This window comes from Allobosea sp. NPDC003192 (assembly GCF_050275675.1).
Lineage (GTDB): Bacteria > Pseudomonadota > Alphaproteobacteria > Rhizobiales > Beijerinckiaceae > Allobosea.
On record NZ_JBNNPK010000018.1, the window covers coordinates 117,629 to 134,867 of the forward strand.

A 17,239-nucleotide genomic window follows, 5' to 3' on the forward strand; every position below is an offset into this window, starting at 1 on the left:
AGGAGCCGCAGAGCTCTGCCGCCCCTGGATTGCTTCGTCGCTATGCTCCTCGCAATGACGGGCGGTGCGCCACCCTTACCTAGTCCGCGCGATCCGCCCCTCCAGCGGATAGGCCGGATCGCTATAGCCCGGCGTCGAGGGATGCCCGGCTGGCACCAGCGAGTCGACCAGTGCCTCGTCCTCGGCGGTGAAGTCGGCTGACAGCGCCGAGAGATAGCCCTGCCATTGCTCCATGGTGCGTGGGCCGGCCACGGCCGCGGTTAGCAGCTTGTTGTTCAGCACCCAGCGGACCGCGAACTGTACCGGCGTCAGGCCCCGCCGCGCGGCATGGTCGCGGATGGTGCGGGCGATCACCAGCGATTCCTCGCGCCACTCCGTCTGCATGATGCGCTTGTCGGCGCGCCCTGCCCGCGTGCCCTCGGGGGGCGCCTTTCCAGGCTCGTATTTCGCCGTCAGCACGCCGCGCGCCAGCGGCGAATAGCTGGCGACACCGAGCCCGTAATAGCCGCAGGCCGGCAGGTGCTCGACCTCGGGCATGCGATTCATCGCGTTGTAATAGGGTTGGCTGACCACCGGCCGGTCGATGCCGAGTTCGTCGCAGAGCCGGCAGATCTCGGCGACGCGCCAGCCGCGATAATTGGAAACGCCGAAATAGCGGATCTTGCCGGCCCGCACGAGATCGCCGATCGCCCGGATCGTCTCGGCGAGCGGCGTCTCATGGTCTTCCTTGTGCAGGTAGTAGATGTCGATGAAATCGGTGCCGAGCCGCTTCAGGCTGGCATCGCACGCTTCGAGCAGCCATTTGCGCGAGAGCCCGCGCTGGTTCGGCCCCTCGCCCATCGCGTTGGCCGCCTTGGTCGCCAGCACCCAGCCATGGCGGTTGCCGGCGATGGCGCGGCCGGTGATCTCCTCCGAGCGCCCCTCCACATAGGCATCGGCCGTATCGATGAAGTTGATCCCGGCGGCGGCGGCATTGTCGATGATCGCCCTCGCATCGGCTTCCTCGGTCTGCGCGCCGAACATCATCGTGCCCAGGCAGAGCGGCGAGACCTTGAGGCCGGAACGGCCGAGCGTGCGATAATCCATGACGATCTCCCCTGAACAGGCGGGCAAACCTGCCGCAGAGCCGGCGCTGGCGCCAGCGCAGCTGACGCAACGCTGCCCGGCGCAAGAGAATCCTTAACATTTCGTGCCAGGCTGCCCGGATGGCAGCCATCCCGTCCGATCCGGCGCAGCTCGCGGCGCTCATCAAGAGCCAGAATCTCGCGACCCTGCTCGCGACGATGACCGGCAATGGCGGCCTTGCCGCCGGCAAGACGGTCGAGGCAAAATTGGTCGCGCTCGATGACGACGGCAACGCCACCGCTCTGGTCAACGGCGTCAAGGTCGCGCTCGTGCTCGCCGGCCCGGAGGCCAGACAGGCAGCTTTGCAGCCGGGCGCCAGCCTGATGCTCAAGCTCGCCGCGCCGGCCGAGCCCGGTGCACCACTGCAGGCGACGCTGGTCGGTGTTCGCCCGAGCCCCGCCAACAACCCCAACGCTCCGGTACCGGCCGGACAGCCAACGGCAGGCACCGTTCCGCCAGCGCCGCAGCAAGCACAGGCGGCGACCTCGGCAGGCATTCCACCCGCAACCGCGCAAGCATCGACGACCTCCACTGCTCTGCAGGCCGGCCGCACAATCGCTAGCAGCGCCGCGCCGGTTGCTCTGCAGACCGTGCCCGCTTCACCGCGCGCCATCGCCGGCCCTCTGCTCGGCGCCGCCCTCGGGCGGCAGGATAGCCTCGCTCCACTCTTCGCCAATCTCGCCAGCCTGGCGCAGGGCTCGGTCGCGCTGACCTTGCCGAAGCCGCTGATGAAGCTGGTCGACCAGATCCTCGCCCAGCGCCTGCCGACCGTCGAGACCCGGCCCGTCACCGCCGAGACGCTGAAGGCCGCCATCGCCCGTTCCGGCGTCTTCCTCGAAGCCAGGCAGGCGGCCGGAGAGGCTCCGACACCGCAGACCGATCTCAAGGCGGCCCTGCAGGGCCTGCGCGATCTGCTGAAGCCCGCCGTCGAAGGTGCGCCCGCAGCGCGCCCTCAACTGCCGCTCCCTGCCGAAGCTACGACCGAAACTCAGCCGCAGCCCGGACGCCCGGCCTTGCGCAGCACACCCGAGCAGGACGCCGCCGCATCGACACCGGCGAAGGCACGCCCGGCCCCGCCGCGCGACGGCCTCTTGACGCCGCAGCCGGCCGCGGAGCCGAGCCTCAACAGCGCCGCCCGTCCGGCGACGATCGCGCAGGCGCTGTTCGGCCAGGCGGAGGCGGCGCTCGACCGCATCGCGCTCGCCCAATACGCCTCGCTGCCGCAGGAAGCCGCGCGCCTCGACCAGCAGCCACCGGCGCGCTGGCTGACCGAGATCCCGCTCGCCTTGCCGAACGGCACCGCCGTGCTGCCGCTCGAGATCGAGCGCGACCCGCCGCAGTCCGGCTCCGCAACGCCCGATGCGCCGCTCTGGCGCGTGCGCTTCGCGCTCGATGTCGAGCCGCTGGGAGCGCTTCAGGGCGTGGTGACGCTGCAGGGCCGCGCCATCGGCGTGTCCTTCTGGGCCGAGCGCGAGGACACCAGCCGCCTGCTGCGTCAGGCGACCCCCGATCTGGAAACCTCGCTGCTCCGGTCGCGCTTCGACAGCGCCGAGTTCGAGGTCTTCACCGGTCACCCGCAGAGGGCCAAGGCGGCCGCCGGCCAGTTCCTGGACCGCCGCTCATGAGCCAATCGCAGCCGCTACCACTCGCCGTCGCACTCGAATATGACGGCCAGGGCGCGCCGCGCGTCACCGCCAAGGGCCATGGCGTCGTCGCCGAGAAGATCATCGAGACCGCGCGCGAGCACGACATCGCCATCGAGCAGAACGCTGCCCTCGCGCAGGCGCTCTCGACGGTCGAGCTCGAAGACAGCATCCCCGAAGAGCTCTATCTCGCCACAGCGCAGGTGATCGCCTTCGTGCTTGGCCTGCGCCGCCGTGGTGGCCCATCGCGCCCATGACCGCTCCGATCGCGGTCCGCCGCCTACCGGCCGGGACCTATGGCGCCAGCTATTCAGAGGCCTTCGCCGATCTCTGCCGGGGCGCGGAGGCGCCCAATCTCCACATGGCGCCGGCTGCTATCTCGGCTGCGAAGAGTTTTGGCATCGCGAGTGACGACGTCGTCGTTCTGGCAGCGCAGGAACAGAGCAGTGATCGCCTGCTCGGCCTCTGGGCTCTGCGTCGGACGCGCAGCCTCCACAGCCGCCTCGCGCCGGTCCTCGAAGCGCCTCTGGTGCCGCTCTACGAGGTCTCATCGGCCCCGGTGCTCGATCGCGAGCGGGCGAGCGAGGTCGCGTTGGCGCTGCTGCAGGCCATCATCGCGACGCCGGACCTGCCGAAGGTCGTGAAGCTGCCTCTATTACCCATGCAGGGTAACGTCTCCGCCGCCATCGAGTCCGCGCTGGCGGCGACCGGCAGCAGCATCGCGACCTTCGAGCGCTGGCAGCGGCCGATGCTCGTCGCGGAGCCGGGCGACGATGCCGAGCGCTATCTGCGCCGCGCTCTCGGCCAGGGCTACAAGAAGAGGATGCAGCAGCACCGGCAGCTGGAGAAGGCCGGCGTCGTCTCCTATCGGCGCCATCGCGATGGCGACGCCGTGACCACGCTCGAGGACTTCCTCGCGCTCGAAGCCGCTGGCTGGAAGGGCCGCGGCGGCACCGCGCTGGCGAGCCTGCCGCAGCACCGTGCCTACATCCGCGAGATCGTCAGAAACTTCGCTGCCATCGACGCTGTGCGCATCGATCTGCTCCGGCTGGATGACCAGCTCATCGCCGGCGGCCTGCTGCTCGACTTCGCCGGCCAATCGCATTTCCTCAAGATCGCCTATGACGAGGGCAGAGCCCGCCTCTCCCCCGGCCGGGCGCTCGCCATCGAAATGCTGCGCGCCGATTTCGCCGCGGGCCGCCCCTTCCGCCTCGACAGCGGCGCCGGCGACCGCGTCGATCCGTCGGCCTACCCCTGGGGTGAACGGCAGGAGATGGCGAATGCGATCGTCGCTCTTGCCGGCCGCTCCGCGCTCCTGCCGAAGTTCGCGGCGGCGGCACGATCGCAACTGAGACGCTGGCGCGACCGCAGCCCGCGTTGACCGGGGCCGCAAGCTGCTCGATAGACGACGGACGAAACGCCACGTCTGGCGCGAGGAGGATCATGCGCGTTCTGGTGACGGGGGCTGCCGGCTTCATCGGCAACGAGACAGCCCGGGTTCTGCTCGAACGCGGCGACGAGGTCGTCGGCATCGACAATCTCAACGACTATTACGATCCCGCCTTGAAGCAGGCGCGGCTCGCCCGCCTTTCCGGCCATAACCGCTTCGGTTTCGAGCAACTCGACCTCGCCGACCGCGACGGCATGGCGAGGCTCTTCGCGGAAGGACGCTTCGAGCGCGTCGCCCATCTCGGCGCCCAGGCCGGGGTGCGCTTCTCGATCGAGAATCCGCAGGCCTATCTCGATTCCAATCTCACCGGCTTCGGCCATGTCCTCGAAGGCTGCCGCCGCAACGGCGTCGAGCACCTGGTCTATGCCTCGTCCAGCTCGGTCTACGGCGCCAACACCCGCACGCCCTTCCGCGTCGAGGACAATGTCGATCACCCGGTCAGCCTCTACGCCGCGACCAAGAAGGCGAATGAGGGCATGGCCCATGCCTACAGCCATCTCTACGAGCTGCCGACCACGGGCCTGCGCTTCTTCACCGTCTACGGTCCCTGGGGCCGGCCCGACATGGCGCCGATGATCTTCACGCGGAAGATCCTGGCCGGCGAGCCGATCGAGGTCTTCAACGAGGGCAGGCACGAGCGCGACTTCACCTATGTCGACGACATCGTCGAGGGCGTCATCCGCGTGCTCGACAACATCGCGGCGCCCGATCCGGCATGGTCGAGCGACGAGCCCGGCCCCGCGACCTCCTCGGCGCCCTGGCGGCTCTACAATATCGGTAACTCCGATCCGGTGCCCCTGATGGAGTTCATCGCCACGATCGAGCAAGCGCTCGGCAGGAAGGCGGTGATGGAGATGAAGCCGCGCCAGCCCGGCGACGTCCTGCGCACCGCCGCCGACGTCTCGGCGCTGGAGGCGGCCGTCGGCTTTCGCCCGCACACCCCGCTCGCCGAGGGCATCGGGCGCATGGTGCGCTGGTATCGCGACTTCTACCGCGTCTGAGGATTTGCCATGGCATCGCCTGCGAAGATCGGCATCGTCACCGTCTCCGACCGCGCCTCGGCCGGCATCTACGCCGACGAGGGCGGCCCGGCTATCCTCGACTACTTCAGCAAGGCCCTCGCCAGCCCCTGGCAGGCGGTCACGCGCGTCATCCCCGACGAGCGCGCCGGCATCGCGCAGACCCTGATCGAGCTCGCCGACAAGGAAGGCTGCTGCCTGATCGTTACCACCGGTGGCACCGGCCCAGCCCCGCGCGATGTCACGCCGGAAGCAACCGAGGATGTGATCGACAAGCTGATGCCCGGCTTCGGCGAGTTGATGCGCCAGGTCAGCCTCGCCAAAGTGCCGACCGCGATCCTCTCGCGCCAGCTCGCCGGCATCCGCGGCAAGGCGTTGATCGTCAATCTGCCCGGTCGCCCCCGCGCCATCGCCGAATGCCTGGACGCGGTGATGCCGGCAATTCCCTACTGCGTCGACCTGATCGAGGGTCCCTACTTGGAGACCGACCCGGCCGTGATCGTGGCATTCCGACCGGGGCAGAAGCCGAAAGGGTGAACGATACCTCGACCGGCACCCCCATCCTCTCCTTATGAGCGTTTATCCGATGGTAGCTTCGGTATTGTAGGACTAGGCGAACCAATTTCCGCCGGAAGTCCGATATGGCTGCAAAGATCGTTCCTCTCATCATGGCCGGCGGCTCCGGCACCCGCCTCTGGCCGCTTTCGCGCGACACCATGCCGAAGCAGTTCATCGCGCTGCTGGAAGATGGCCTCTCAACCTTCCAGGCGACATTGCGGCGCCTGGTCGATCCGGCTTTCGGCGCACCGATCGTCATCACCAACAATGATTTCCGCTTCATCGTCGCCGAGCAGATGCTGGCGCTCGGCATCGCCGGCGAGATCGTGCTCGAACCCGAGCGGCGCGATTCCGCCGCAGCGATCGCGGTCGGCACGGTCATGGCGGAAAAGCGCGATCCCGAGGCGGTCTGCATCGCCCTCGCCTCCGACCACGTCGTCGGCGATACCGAAGCCTTCCGCCAGGATTGCAAGCGCGCCGCCGGCCTTGCCGCCGATGGGCTGATCATGACGCTCGGCATCAAGCCGACGCACCCTTCGACGGCCTATGGCTATCTCGCCCCCGGCGAGGCGCTGCCCGAGCCCGGAGCCAGCCGCCTCTCCCGCTTCGTCGAGAAGCCCAAGCGCGACATCGCCGAGACATACGTCGCCGAGGGCTATCTCTGGAACAGCGGCAACTTCCTCTTTTCCGCCAGGACCATGCGCGACGAACTCTCGCGTCACGCGCCGGACGTCCTCTCGGCAGCCCAGGCGGCGGTCGACAAGGCGAGCCGCGACCTCGATTTCCTGCGGCTCGACCCGGAAAGCTTCAGCAAGGCCACCAAGATCTCGATCGATTATGCCGTGATGGAGCGCACCGCCCACGCCGGCATGATCGCTGCCTCCTTCGACTGGTCGGATGTCGGCTCCTGGGATTCGATCCATGAGATCAAGCCGCAGGATGGCGACGGCAACGTGCTGGAGGGTCCCGCAGTCGCGCTCGACACCCACCGCTCGCTGATCCGCAGCGAGGAGGTGCTGACCACCGTGGTCGGGCTCGACGACGTCGTCGTGGTCTCGACCCGCGATGCCGTGCTGGTCGCCTCGATGGCCGCGGCGGGCAAGGTCAAGAACCTGGTCGAGCAGATGAAGAGCGAGGGCCGCCCCGAGGCCAGCGAGCACCTGCGCATCTACCGGCCCTGGGGCTGGTACCAGCGCATCGACATCGGCGCCCGCTTCCAGGTCAAGCACATCCACGTCAAGGAAGGTGGGCAGCTCAGCCTGCAGAAGCATTTCCACCGCGCCGAGCACTGGGTCGTCGTGCGCGGCACCGCCGAGGTCACGCTCGACGACACAGTCCGCTTCGTCCACGAGAACGAGTCGGTGTATCTGCCGATCGGCTGCACCCACCGGCTGAAGAACCCCGGCAAGATCGGGCTCGAACTGATCGAGATCCAGGTCGGCAGCTACACCGGCGAGGACGACATCGTCCGTATCGAGGACATCTACGCGCGCAAGTGAGGCGCCGCCTTCCCTTCTCCCCTTGCGGGAGAAGGTGGCGCGAAGCGTCGGATCAGGGGTCGTTCAGGTCGGCATCGCTGGCGGCTTTTGCCCAAGGGCTGGCAGCGTCGCGAGGCCCCTCACCCTAACCCTCCCCCACAGGGAAAGGGGATAGCGCGCGGCCGACCTCAGCCCCTCTCCAGCTCCTGCCCGATCGCACGGATCAGCTCCGGCGAGAGCGGATCCATCCGTGAGCTGAAGCTGCCGGCGAGGCTACCGTCGCGGCCGATCAGGTATTTGTGGAAATTCCAGCTCGGCAATTCGCTCGGGCGCTGGTTCGCCGCCCAGCGATAGAACGGATGGGCATCGGGCCCGCGCACCACGTTCTTCTGGGTGATCGGATAGTTCGCGCCATGGCTCTGCCGTACCGCCTCGGCGATCGCTGCGCCATCGAGCGGTTCCTGCCCGCCGAAATCATTGCTCGGCACCGCTATCAGCACGAGACCGCGCTCGCGATAGCGCTCCCAGAGCTGCTCGAGCCCGGCGAACTGCCCGGACAGGCCGCACTGCGTCGCCGTGTTGACGATCAGAATCGGTTTGCCACGATAGGCCGAGAGTGGGATGCGCCCCCCCTCCGCCCGGTCGAAGCTGAAGGCGTAGACATTGCTCTCGCCCTGTGCGGCCAGCGCCGGAACGGCTGGCGCAAGGGCGAGCAAAGCGAGAATCTGGCGACGATGGAAGCGCATGGGCAGGCTCCGCGGCTGCGACAAGCTAGCCCCTTACGGCTCTCCCCGCAAAGTAAGATATCCGCGAGCGGAAACGAAAACGCCCCGGCGCGAGCCGAGGCGTCGATCGCTGGCGAAGCGGCCGGCTGCTCAGCAGGCCAGAACCTTCTTCACGCGGACCTCGAGGTCGCGCAGCTCGTAGGGCTTAACGACATAATGGTCGGCGCCATTGCTGGTCGCCTCGTCCATCTTGTCGACCGAGCGCTCCGAAGTCGCCATGATGATCTTGATCTGGTTGAGTTCCGGCACCGAGCGGATGGCGCGCAAGAGGTCGATCCCGCTCATCCCGTCCATGTTCCAGTCGAGCAGCAGCAGATCGTAGCGCTTGGTCTGCATCTTCATCAGGGCTTCGCGGGCGTTCTCCGCCTCGTCGATGTCCTGGAACTCGATCTGCTTGAGGAAGTAGGTGGCAAGCCCGCGCATGCTCTTCTGGTCGTCGACCACGAGGATGCGGTAGTCGCTTCTCGCCTTTGACATAACACTCTCCTTACGCGGTGCGCTGCTGCGGGCGCTCGCCCAGCAGTCCCGCGATGGCTCCCCCGATCTGGTCGAGCGGTACGACCCGGTCGGCGGCGCCCAACTCGAACGCGGCTTTCGGCATCCCGTTTACCACACAGGTCTCGCCACTTTGGATTAACGTCGCAGCACCGGCTTTGCGCATGGCTAACAAACCGTCAGCGCCGTCGCGCCCCATGCCTGTGAGCAGCACGCCGATCGCATGGCTGCCGAGCGAACGGGCGACCGAATGGAACATCACGTCGACAGAAGGACAGTGTCCGCTGACCAGCGGGCCCTCCTTGACCAGGCAGACCAGCTCGCCGCGGCGCTCCTCGATCTCGAGATGCTTCGTGCCGCCCGGCGCGACCACCGCCATGCCGGGCCGCAAACGATCGCCGTCGGCAGCCTCGCGCACGTCGAGCCCGGTCGCGGCAGAAAGCCGTGCCGCGAACTTGGCGGTGTAGCCGGCCGGCATGTGCTGGACCACGGCGATCGGCAGGCGCAGATGTGCGGCGTCGCGCATCACGGTCTGCACCGCCGGCACGCCGCCGGTCGAGGCACCGATCGCGATCAGGGAGACCTTGCCATGCGCGACCGGGGCAGGTGCAGCGGCGAGCCGCACCGGCGCGGCAACCGCAGGCCGCTGCTGGCCAGCGAGTTCCTTGGCTGCGGCGAGCATCCGCCGGCTGGCCGAGGCACGCTGCAGCGCCGCGGCGACATGCTTCATGAAGCCTTCGAGCGTGTGCGTCGCCCCGTCCGGCTTCTCGATGAAGTCGATCGCACCGAGTTCCAGCGCCTGGATGGTATTGTCGGCCCCCGGCCCACCGAAGGCCGAGACGATCAGCACCGGCAGCGGATCCTGCTTCAGCACCCGGGCAAGCAGCTTGAGGCCGTGGCGCCCCGGCAGTTCGAGGTCGAGCGTCAGGATGTCGGGCCTGAGCTCCTGGATCGCGTCCCAGCCCTCCTCGGCGCTGCCGGCGACGCCGATCACCTGGAAACCGGGCGTCGAGTTGATGATCTGCGTCATCAACTTCTGCATCAGGATGGAATCGTCGACGACGAGGACTTTCACCGGGCCGGCGGACGAGGTCAGCGGGCTCATCACCAGATCTCCACTTCACCAGCCACCGGCTGGGTCTTGAGGCGGTTGAGATAGGCCATTTCCTGCTCGCGCTCGGGATCGCGCGCCGCCTGCTGGACGTGCTGCACCCAGGCGCGCCCGGTCGCGGGCTGGTAGTGGATGCGGCGCGAGCGCGTGCCGCCGACATCCCTGGATACCACCGGAATCCCTTCGCGGGCGAGGAACTCGTTGACGAAGATGATGTTGCCCTCGCCGATCGCCAGCATCGTGGCGCCGGAGAGCACGCGGGCACCGCCGAAGACCTTGGCCTCGAGCTGGCCGCGCCTGGCGCCGCGCTTCAACAGGCCGTTGATCAGCACCTCCATGGCAGTGTCGCCATAGCGCTCGCCGGCGCTGGCGTCGGTGCCGCCATTGTTCTTCGGCAGCAAGAAATGGTTGAGCCCGCCGACGCCGATCTGCGGGTCGCGCATGCAGACCGACACGCAGGAACCGAGCACGGTGGCGACGATCTCGTCCTTGGCCGAGGTGATCTCGTGTTCGCCCGGCGCCACCGTGATGATCGTCGCGTCGAAGCGCGGGTCGAAATAGCGCCGTGAGGATCGGTTCAGACTCATGGCGTGCGCTCGTAGATGGTGCGGCCGATCAGCCTCAGCTGAGGATGCGGCTGCGGCAGGGATTCGGAATGGCCGAGATAGAGGAAGCCGCCCGGCTGCAGCAGCGCGACATAGCGGTCGAGGATCGCGGCCTTGGTCGGCGTGTCGAAATAGATGAAGACGTTGCGGCAGAAGATCACGTCGAACGGTCCCTTCATCGGCCAGCGCTCGATCAGATTGAGCCGCTTGAAGGCGATGAGCCGCTTCAGGTCATCGGCGATGCGGGCTTCGCCGCGCGCGCTCTGGCCTTCCAGCCTGAGCAGCGGGCGCAAATCCGCCGGCAGCCGGTCGAACTGGTCGGCCGGATATTGCCCGGCCGCTGCGCGGTCGAGGATGTCGGTGTCGATGTCGGTCGCCAGGATCTTGAAGTCGAGATCGCTGCGATGGCCGATCACGTCGCGCGAGATCGCCGCGGCACTGTAGGGCTCCTCGCCCGAGGAGCAGGCCGCCGACCAGATCCGGATGCGCCCGCGCCGCCCTGCCCGCTCCTGGATCAGCCGCGGCAGCACGTCCTTGCGCAGATGGTCGAAATGGTGGCGCTCGCGGAAGAACGCCGTGTGGTTGGTGGTGACGGCGTTGATCAGCTCCGGAATCTCGTCGCTTGCCGCGGGCGTGCGCAAATAGGCGCAGTATTCCGCGATGGAGCCGAGGCCGAGCACCTTGACGCGCCGCGCCAGCCGGCCGCGCGCCATCGCCTCCTTGTGCTCGCGGATGACGATGCCGGCGTGCTCGTAGACCAGCTTGGCCACGAGGGCCATATCGTCACGGCTGAGCGTGGTGTCCGATTGGACGGGCTGCGGGGCAAGCATGCTCTGACCCTAAGAAACGAACTAGAATTCCGCCCACTCGTCCACCCGGCCGCCACCGGCGATGCGGCGGCGCGGAGTGACGGGGCGGGCTTCGGTGGAACGGTGATTGTCCTGGCGGCCCGGCTGGCGCAGGCCAAGCGGCTCCACCGGCAGCGACCGCGCCTGCGCCATCGGCCGCTCGAAGCGGAAGACATCGGCGAGATCGCGCAGCGCCTGCGTCTGCTCGGCGAGGCTCGCCGCTGCGCCAGCGCTCTGCTCGGCCAAGGCCGCGTTCTGCTGCGTCGCCTCGTCCATCGCCGCAACGGAGCGGCTCATCGCGGCGATGTCGCCGGCCTGCCCCGTGCTCGCCTGCGAAATCTCCGCCACCGTCGCCGAGACCTGCTCGACCGCAGCAGCGATCTTGCCGAGCGTCTCGCCGGTCCGGCGCACCAGTCGCACGCCCTCGGCGACCTCGGTGTTGGAATTGGCGATCACGCCCTTGATGTCCTTGGCGGCCGTGGCCGAGCGCTGCGCCAGAGTGCGCACCTCGCTCGCGACCACCGCGAAGCCCTTGCCGGCCTCGCCGGCGCGAGCGGCCTCGACCGCGGCGTTCAGCGCCAGCAGGTTGGTCTGGAAGGCAATGCCATCGATCACGCCGACGATCTCGGCGATGCGCGCCGAGGACTGCTCCATCCGTCCGATCGCCGCGATCGTCTCGGCCACGGCCTGCTGCCCGGTTCCGGCTACTGCCATCGCCTCGCCGGCGAGTTCGGTCGCGGCGCGCGAGCGGCCGGCACTCTGCGTGATCGAAGCCGCAAGCTGGCCGGTCGTTGCCGCCGTCTTGTCGAGGCCGACAGCCGACTGCTCGGTGCGCCCGGCGAGATCAGCCGCACCGGCCTTGATCTCGACCGCCGTCGCCGCGACATGGGCGGCGGCAAGCTGGATGCCGGAGACGGTCTGCGTCAGCCGCGCCAGCGTCTGGTTGAGACCGACCTTCAGCTCGCCGAGACGCCCGTCATAGGCGCCGTCGACGCGGCCGGTCAGATCACCCTCGCTGAGGCCCGCGAGCACTGCGGCGAATTCGTTGGTGGCGGCCTCGACGATAGCATTGATCTCGTTGACGCCCTCGGCAATGCGCTGCAGCGCCTCCGGCTTGCCGGCAAGCGGCACGCGCCGGGAGAAATCGCCCTCGGCCGCAGCGGCGACGACGGCTGCGACCTCGTCGGCGGCGCGCAATTCCTCGGTCAGCTCGCGCCATTCGATCGTCGCGCCGAGCCTCTGGCCGTCGGGCTGCATCATCGTGGTCAGCGTCAGCGCGACCATGCGCTTGCCGAGCGCCACACGCATCGTGCGCGCCTCGGGAACGCCCTGCGGGCCGGCAAACAGCTCGAGCACCTTGCCGAGCATGTCCTTGGCCGAAACGCCCGGGAACGCGGCGCGGAAATCCTCCTGCGCCCCACTGAAGAAGGCGAGCAGCGACTTGTTGACGTAGACGACCCGGCCTTGCGCATCGCAGACCATGACCGCAGTGCGGCAGCCGTCGAGCGCAGCCTTGATCCGGCCGGCTTCGACCGAGCTTTCCTGGACCTGGCGCAGCACCCGCGAGAGCTCGCCGATCTCGTCGCGACGGTCGAGCTCGGGCACGGCAACGGGTGCGCCTTCAGAGAGTTTCTCCATGCCCTCGCGCAGCGCCGTGACCGGCCGTGCCAGCGAACGGGCCGCGAGCCAGCCGAGGCCGGCGGCGAGAGCGACACCGGCGACGCCGAACGGCAGGGCCGTGCTTGCGAAACCCGACAGCGCCGCTTCGACCTGCTGGCTGGACAAGCCGAGGGCGCCGAGCCGGGCAGCTGCGCTCTGCTGGACCGCATATGCGACGAGCCCGCCCGAAACGGCAGCGCCGCCGGCGAACAGCGCCGGCAGCTTGACCGATAATTTCGAGAAGGCGCCCAGCTGGCTCATCGGCTCGTTGGTCTCTCAGGCGATCGGACTGATCTCTGGCTTGCCGGCTGGGCGCTGCCGGAGGCCATCGGAGGCTCAGGCGACGCGCAGTTGCTTGTCCTGGTTGTCACCGCCGTCGCGGATCACCGCGGCGAGGTCGAGCAGGGCGACGATCTCGGTGTCGAGCAGGACGAGGCCTTCGATCAGCCCGTGCTCGTCGCGCTCGAGGTCCGGAGCGGGGCGGACTGCGCTGACCGGCACGTCGACGATGTCCGAGACCGAGTCGACCAGCAGGCCGGCAGTCTTGTCCTCGACGTCGACGACGACGATCACATGGGTCGCGGTCGCCTCGGTGGAACCGAGGCCGATCGCGGTGCGCAGATCGTAGACCGCGAGGATGACGCCGCGCAGGTTGAGGACGCCGCGCACATGCGGGGCCGCATGAGGCAGCGGCGTCGTCGCCTGCCAGCCCTTGATCTCGCGGACCATGCCGACATCGATGCCGAAGGTGCGGTCGCCGACGCGGAAGGTGACGATCCGGCGCGCCGCGGACTCAGGCTGCGCCGAGGTGAAGTGCTTTTCGCTGAGCTGCAGGGACATGGTTCATCCAGCCAGTTTGAGTTCGGGAACGGGTTGGCGGACGCCCGATGCCGCCACGCGCAGCATCGAGTCGACATCGAGGATGAGAGCGACGAGGCCGTCGCCGAGGATGGTCGCGGCGGAGGCGCCGGCGACCGCGCCGTAATTCGACTCGAGGCTCTTCACGACGACCTGCTGCTGGCCGACGATCTCGTCGACCGCTATGCCGACATTCCCGCCCCGCTCGGTCTCCGCGATGATGATGATGTTCTCGTCGCGCGTGCCGGCCGAGCCCATGACCGCGCCGAGCCGATGCAGCGGCGTGATCTCGCCGCGCCAGCGCAGCACTTCCTGGCCGAAGGTCAGGTGCTCGATCGGCGTGTTGGCGAGATGCTGGGTCTCGATCACGCTGGCAATCGGGATGACGTAGCGGTCGTCGCCGCAGCGGATCACCATGCCTTCGAGCACGGCGAGCGTCAGCGGCAGGGCGAGCGTGAACTTGCAGCCGCGGCCCGGCTCGGAATCGACGCTGATGCGGCCGCCGAGCGATTCGACATTGCGGCGCACCACGTCCATGCCGACGCCGCGGCCGGAGATGTCGCTGACCGCGTCGGCCGTGGACAGACCGGCGGCGAAGATCAGCTGGTCGATCTCCTCCGGCGCGAGCTTTTCGTCGGCGCCGACCAATCCGCGCGAGCGGGCCTTGGCGAGCAGCCTGTCGCGACCGATGCCGCGACCATCGTCGGTAACCGAGATGACGATGCGGCCGGCGCGGTGCTCGGCGATCAGCTTGATCGTGCCTTCCGGATTTTTGCCGGCGGCGATGCGATCCTCCGGCGTCTCGACACCGTGATCCATCGAGTTGCGGATCATGTGGGTCAGCGGATCGGCCAGTTCCTCGATGATGGTCTTGTCGACCTCGGTGTTCTCGCCTTCGAGGACGAGCTTCACTTCCTTGCCGAGCGTCTGCGCGAGCTCGCGCACCAGGCGCGGCATGCGCTGGAACACCGCCTTCACCGGCTGCGCGCGCACCGCCATGACATGGTCCTGCAGTTCGCGCGTCTGGCGCGACAGGGTCAGAATGCCCTCGGCGGTCTTGGCATAGACGTCATAGGGCAGCGAGCGCACGCACTCGACCAGCATGGACTGGGTGATGACGATCTCGCCGACCAGGTTCATCAACCGGTCGATGCGATCGAGATCGACGCGGACGCTGACCGCCTGGCGCTGACGCGCCGAGGCATCGTTGGCGACCGGCCGCGCCGGGGCGCGGGGCGACGCCGGGGCGGCTGCAGCTGCAGGCGCGGCGGCGGCCGGAGCCGCCACGGGCGCGGCAACAGGCTGGATGTCGGGCTGCGGCGTGGCATCCGCCGCCGGTCCGAGCCGGGCGAGGATCGCCGACAGGTCGGCGGCGACATTCTGCGGCACCTCGGGAGCAGCGACAGCCGCCGCCTCGGCGACGGGCTCGGCGTCCGCCAGAACCTCGACCTCGAACTCCTCATTGGCGAGGGTGAAGTCGAATTTGGAGACGATCTCGTCGGCGCTGAGCTCGGTGCGCAGCATCACCGTGAAGCGCATATGGCAATCGGTGACGTCGAGCGTCTCGAGCGCCGGAACATGGCTGAGATCGCAGGCGACCGAAACGATCTCCTCCGCCGGCAGGATGCCGATCGCCACACGCGGCTCGATCACCCGGCGGAACAGGTCGGCTTCGGGTGTGATCTTGATGCGGACGTCGTTGCCTGGCTTGCGGGCGGGCGCGGCGGCGACCGGCTCGTCATCGTCCCAGCCGTCATTAGCCGCAGCCGGTGCCGCCGGAGCGGGCGTGCCCATCTTGGCGTCGACCATGGCGAGGAGGTTGCCGAGCGCGGCGATGCCGACAGGCGCATCGGAGGCCGGTGCCGCGGGAGCGGCCGGAGGCGCGACAGGAGCAGCCGGAGCCGCAGCCGCGGCCGCCTTGGCCTGGCCGACCTGTTCGAGCGCGGCGAGAAGGTCGGGGCGAACCGGCGCAGCCTCGTCATTGCGGGCAGCGGCGACCAGATCCGCGACTGCGTCTGAGCAGCGCAAGAACAATGTGAAGGGTGCATCCTCCAGCGCGACGCGGCCGGAGCGCAGATGGTCGAGCGCCGCCTCGAAGACATGGGCGAAGCCGACGAGCTCGGTGCAGCCGAACGCGCCCGCGCCACCCTTGATCGAGTGGATGGCGCGGAAGGCCGCGTTGACGTCTTCGGAATCGGTCGAGCCTTCGTCGAGCGCCTGGAGTTTCTGCTCCAGCGCGCCGAGGAGTTCCTCGCACTCCTGGAAGAAGGTCTGCTTGAGTTCCGCCAGGGGATCCATGGACCGCCTCAGTTCTGGTAGCGCGCGACGAGGCCGAGCAGGGTGTTGGGTTCGAACGGCTTGACCATCCAGGCGCTGGCGCCGGCACGGCGGCCTTCCGCCTTGATCTCGGCGCCGTTCTCGGTGGTCAGCACGATGATCGGCGTGTTCTGGCCGGCCGGACGGGCGCGGCAGGCGCGCGTGAACTCGATGCCGTCCATCACCGGCATGTTGAGGTCGGTGATGACGAGGTCCGGCTTGAACTGGTCGAAGCGCACCAGCCCTTCTTCGCCGTTCTCCGCCTCGGCCACCTCGTGCCCGGCATTGCGCAGCGTCATGCTGAGCAGGCTGAGCAGCGTCTTGGTATCGTCGATCGCGAGGATCTTCATCGCGGGATCACTCCAGAACGAGAGCGCTTTGCGCCGGGTCGAACCCGATCGCCTGAAAGGACTGGCGGCACTCGTCCGAGGCCGCCTTGAGGGTGACGCTGAGCCCGCGCGCCTTGGCGCTGGTCGCAGCCGAATGGAGAAGCTGGATCCACAGGCTCGGGAACGGCCCGGCCTCGGCGCATTCGACCGCGATGCTTTCCTTCTGCTCCAGCGCGACGAGGAGCTGATTGCGGAAAGCTGCGGCCTCTGACCGGCCGAGGAAAGGCGGAAGCGAGACGGTTATGACCACGGCGGCGAGACCTGTGACTGGTGACTGGGAAGCATCGGCAGAATTGGTAAAAATTTCGCTAACCGGGCGGGCACACGGCAAGGATTGTGGCGGTTCAGGGGCAGCTTCGTTCGACCTCAGAACAGACTGTTGCTGATCGCACGCGGCACCAGCGAAATGCTGCCGTTCGCTTCCTTGTACTTGCGCGGTATGTTGATGATCCCCGACAGGTGCAGCCAGAGATTGTTCGGCGAGATCGGCTTCACGATGATCTCGTGCGCGCCGAGCTTGGCGGCCTGCACCACCGCGCGCCGGTCGGGCTTCTCCATCATCACCAGCACCGGCGCCTTGGCGAAGGGCGAGGTCTTGAACGAGCGGATCGAGGCCAGGCATTTGACGCTGTCGCCGTCCGGCAGGTCCCAGTCGAGCATGACGATGTTGGGCTGCTTCTGGATGAAGGTCGTCGCAGCGGTCGCAAGGTCGGCCGCCTCGAAGACCCGCTGCAGCTGCGCCTGATAGAGCATCGTGCGGATGATGCGCCGGTAGTGCGGGCTGGGATCGATCAGCAGCACCGAGAGGTTGGGGAAGGATGGCGCGATATGCATGTCCGCAACTCGACACTCGTACTCGACTCAAAACATCACATGCGGCGGTTAAGGCTCCGCCCTGCC

18 protein-coding genes are annotated in these 17,239 nt (G+C 68.1%); 6 read left to right on the top strand and 12 right to left on the bottom strand.

The genetic code is table 11. The features are described from left to right. Positions 1-75 precede the first annotated feature (75 nt). Positions 76-1,086, bottom strand: coding sequence for an aldo/keto reductase (locus tag ACQKLX_RS22215; RefSeq protein ID WP_427363733.1), 1,011 nt, complete (start codon positions 1,084-1,086; stop codon positions 76-78). Between the two features lie 119 nt (positions 1,087-1,205). Here ACQKLX_RS22215 and fliK point away from each other — a divergent pair, with 119 nt between their 5' ends. From fliK to ACQKLX_RS22245, 6 genes are all read left to right on the top strand, one after another. Next, entirely contained in the window at positions 1,206-2,750 is a 1,545-nt protein-coding gene (gene fliK / locus ACQKLX_RS22220) for a flagellar hook-length control protein FliK (protein ID WP_427363734.1), read from the top strand. Further along, entirely contained in the window at positions 2,747-3,025 is a 279-nt protein-coding gene (locus ACQKLX_RS22225) for an EscU/YscU/HrcU family type III secretion system export apparatus switch protein (protein WP_427363735.1), read from the top strand. Before fliK ends, ACQKLX_RS22225 begins: the two co-directional genes overlap by 4 nt. Beyond that, positions 3,022-4,149, top strand: coding sequence for a GNAT family N-acetyltransferase (locus tag ACQKLX_RS22230; protein ID WP_427363736.1), 1,128 nt, complete (start codon positions 3,022-3,024; stop codon positions 4,147-4,149). The genes ACQKLX_RS22225 and ACQKLX_RS22230 overlap by 4 nt, the downstream gene beginning before the upstream one ends. Before the next feature lie 62 nt (positions 4,150-4,211). Beyond that, positions 4,212-5,219, top strand: coding sequence for an NAD-dependent epimerase (locus ACQKLX_RS22235; RefSeq protein WP_427363737.1), 1,008 nt, complete (start codon positions 4,212-4,214; stop codon positions 5,217-5,219). Positions 5,220-5,228: 9 nt separating this feature from the next. Beyond that, positions 5,229-5,774, top strand: coding sequence for a molybdopterin adenylyltransferase (gene mog / locus ACQKLX_RS22240; protein WP_427363738.1), 546 nt, complete (start codon positions 5,229-5,231; stop codon positions 5,772-5,774). Positions 5,775-5,878: 104 nt separating this feature from the next. Then, on the top strand, positions 5,879-7,294 hold the full coding sequence (locus ACQKLX_RS22245) for a mannose-1-phosphate guanylyltransferase/mannose-6-phosphate isomerase (protein WP_427363739.1): 1,416 nt from the start codon (positions 5,879-5,881) through the stop codon (positions 7,292-7,294). Between the two features lie 167 nt (positions 7,295-7,461). On the opposite strand, the gene ACQKLX_RS22250 is transcribed toward ACQKLX_RS22245, so the two are convergent. From ACQKLX_RS22250 to ACQKLX_RS22300, 11 genes are all read right to left on the bottom strand, one after another. After that, positions 7,462-8,019: a glutathione peroxidase gene (locus ACQKLX_RS22250; protein ID WP_427363740.1), complete on the bottom strand. Its 558-nt coding sequence runs from the start codon at positions 8,017-8,019 to the stop codon at positions 7,462-7,464. 129 nt (positions 8,020-8,148) lie between these two features. Then, the gene (locus tag ACQKLX_RS22255; protein ID WP_057190857.1) at positions 8,149-8,535 is read right to left on the bottom strand and encodes a response regulator; all 387 of its coding nucleotides are present in this window, start codon (positions 8,533-8,535) and stop codon (positions 8,149-8,151) included. A gap of 10 nt (positions 8,536-8,545) precedes the next feature. After that, positions 8,546-9,658: a chemotaxis-specific protein-glutamate methyltransferase CheB gene (gene cheB / locus ACQKLX_RS22260; RefSeq protein ID WP_427363741.1), complete on the bottom strand. Its 1,113-nt coding sequence runs from the start codon at positions 9,656-9,658 to the stop codon at positions 8,546-8,548. After that, positions 9,658-10,251, bottom strand: coding sequence for a chemoreceptor glutamine deamidase CheD (locus ACQKLX_RS22265; protein WP_427363742.1), 594 nt, complete (start codon positions 10,249-10,251; stop codon positions 9,658-9,660). Before ACQKLX_RS22265 ends, cheB begins: the two co-directional genes overlap by 1 nt. After that, complete coding sequence (locus tag ACQKLX_RS22270; protein WP_427363743.1) at positions 10,248-11,099, bottom strand: CheR family methyltransferase; 852 nt, start codon at positions 11,097-11,099, stop codon at positions 10,248-10,250. Before ACQKLX_RS22270 ends, ACQKLX_RS22265 begins: the two co-directional genes overlap by 4 nt. Positions 11,100-11,120: 21 nt before the next feature. Further along, the gene (locus ACQKLX_RS22275) at positions 11,121-13,037 is read right to left on the bottom strand and encodes a methyl-accepting chemotaxis protein (RefSeq protein WP_427363744.1); all 1,917 of its coding nucleotides are present in this window, start codon (positions 13,035-13,037) and stop codon (positions 11,121-11,123) included. A gap of 75 nt (positions 13,038-13,112) precedes the next feature. Then, on the bottom strand, positions 13,113-13,616 hold the full coding sequence (locus ACQKLX_RS22280) for a chemotaxis protein CheW (RefSeq protein WP_057190852.1): 504 nt from the start codon (positions 13,614-13,616) through the stop codon (positions 13,113-13,115). Between the two features lie 3 nt (positions 13,617-13,619). Next, positions 13,620-15,932 (bottom strand): chemotaxis protein CheA, encoded by a 2,313-nt coding sequence (locus tag ACQKLX_RS22285; RefSeq protein WP_427363745.1) that lies wholly within the window; start codon positions 15,930-15,932, stop codon positions 13,620-13,622. Between the two features lie 8 nt (positions 15,933-15,940). Further along, positions 15,941-16,300 (bottom strand): response regulator, encoded by a 360-nt coding sequence (locus ACQKLX_RS22290; protein ID WP_427363746.1) that lies wholly within the window; start codon positions 16,298-16,300, stop codon positions 15,941-15,943. A 7-nt stretch (positions 16,301-16,307) separates the two neighbouring features. Beyond that, positions 16,308-16,589 (bottom strand): STAS domain-containing protein, encoded by a 282-nt coding sequence (locus tag ACQKLX_RS22295; RefSeq protein WP_427363747.1) that lies wholly within the window; start codon positions 16,587-16,589, stop codon positions 16,308-16,310. 116 nt (positions 16,590-16,705) lie between these two features. Further along, positions 16,706-17,173: a response regulator gene (locus tag ACQKLX_RS22300; protein ID WP_091840264.1), complete on the bottom strand. Its 468-nt coding sequence runs from the start codon at positions 17,171-17,173 to the stop codon at positions 16,706-16,708. Between the last annotated feature and the right edge of the window lie 66 nt (positions 17,174-17,239).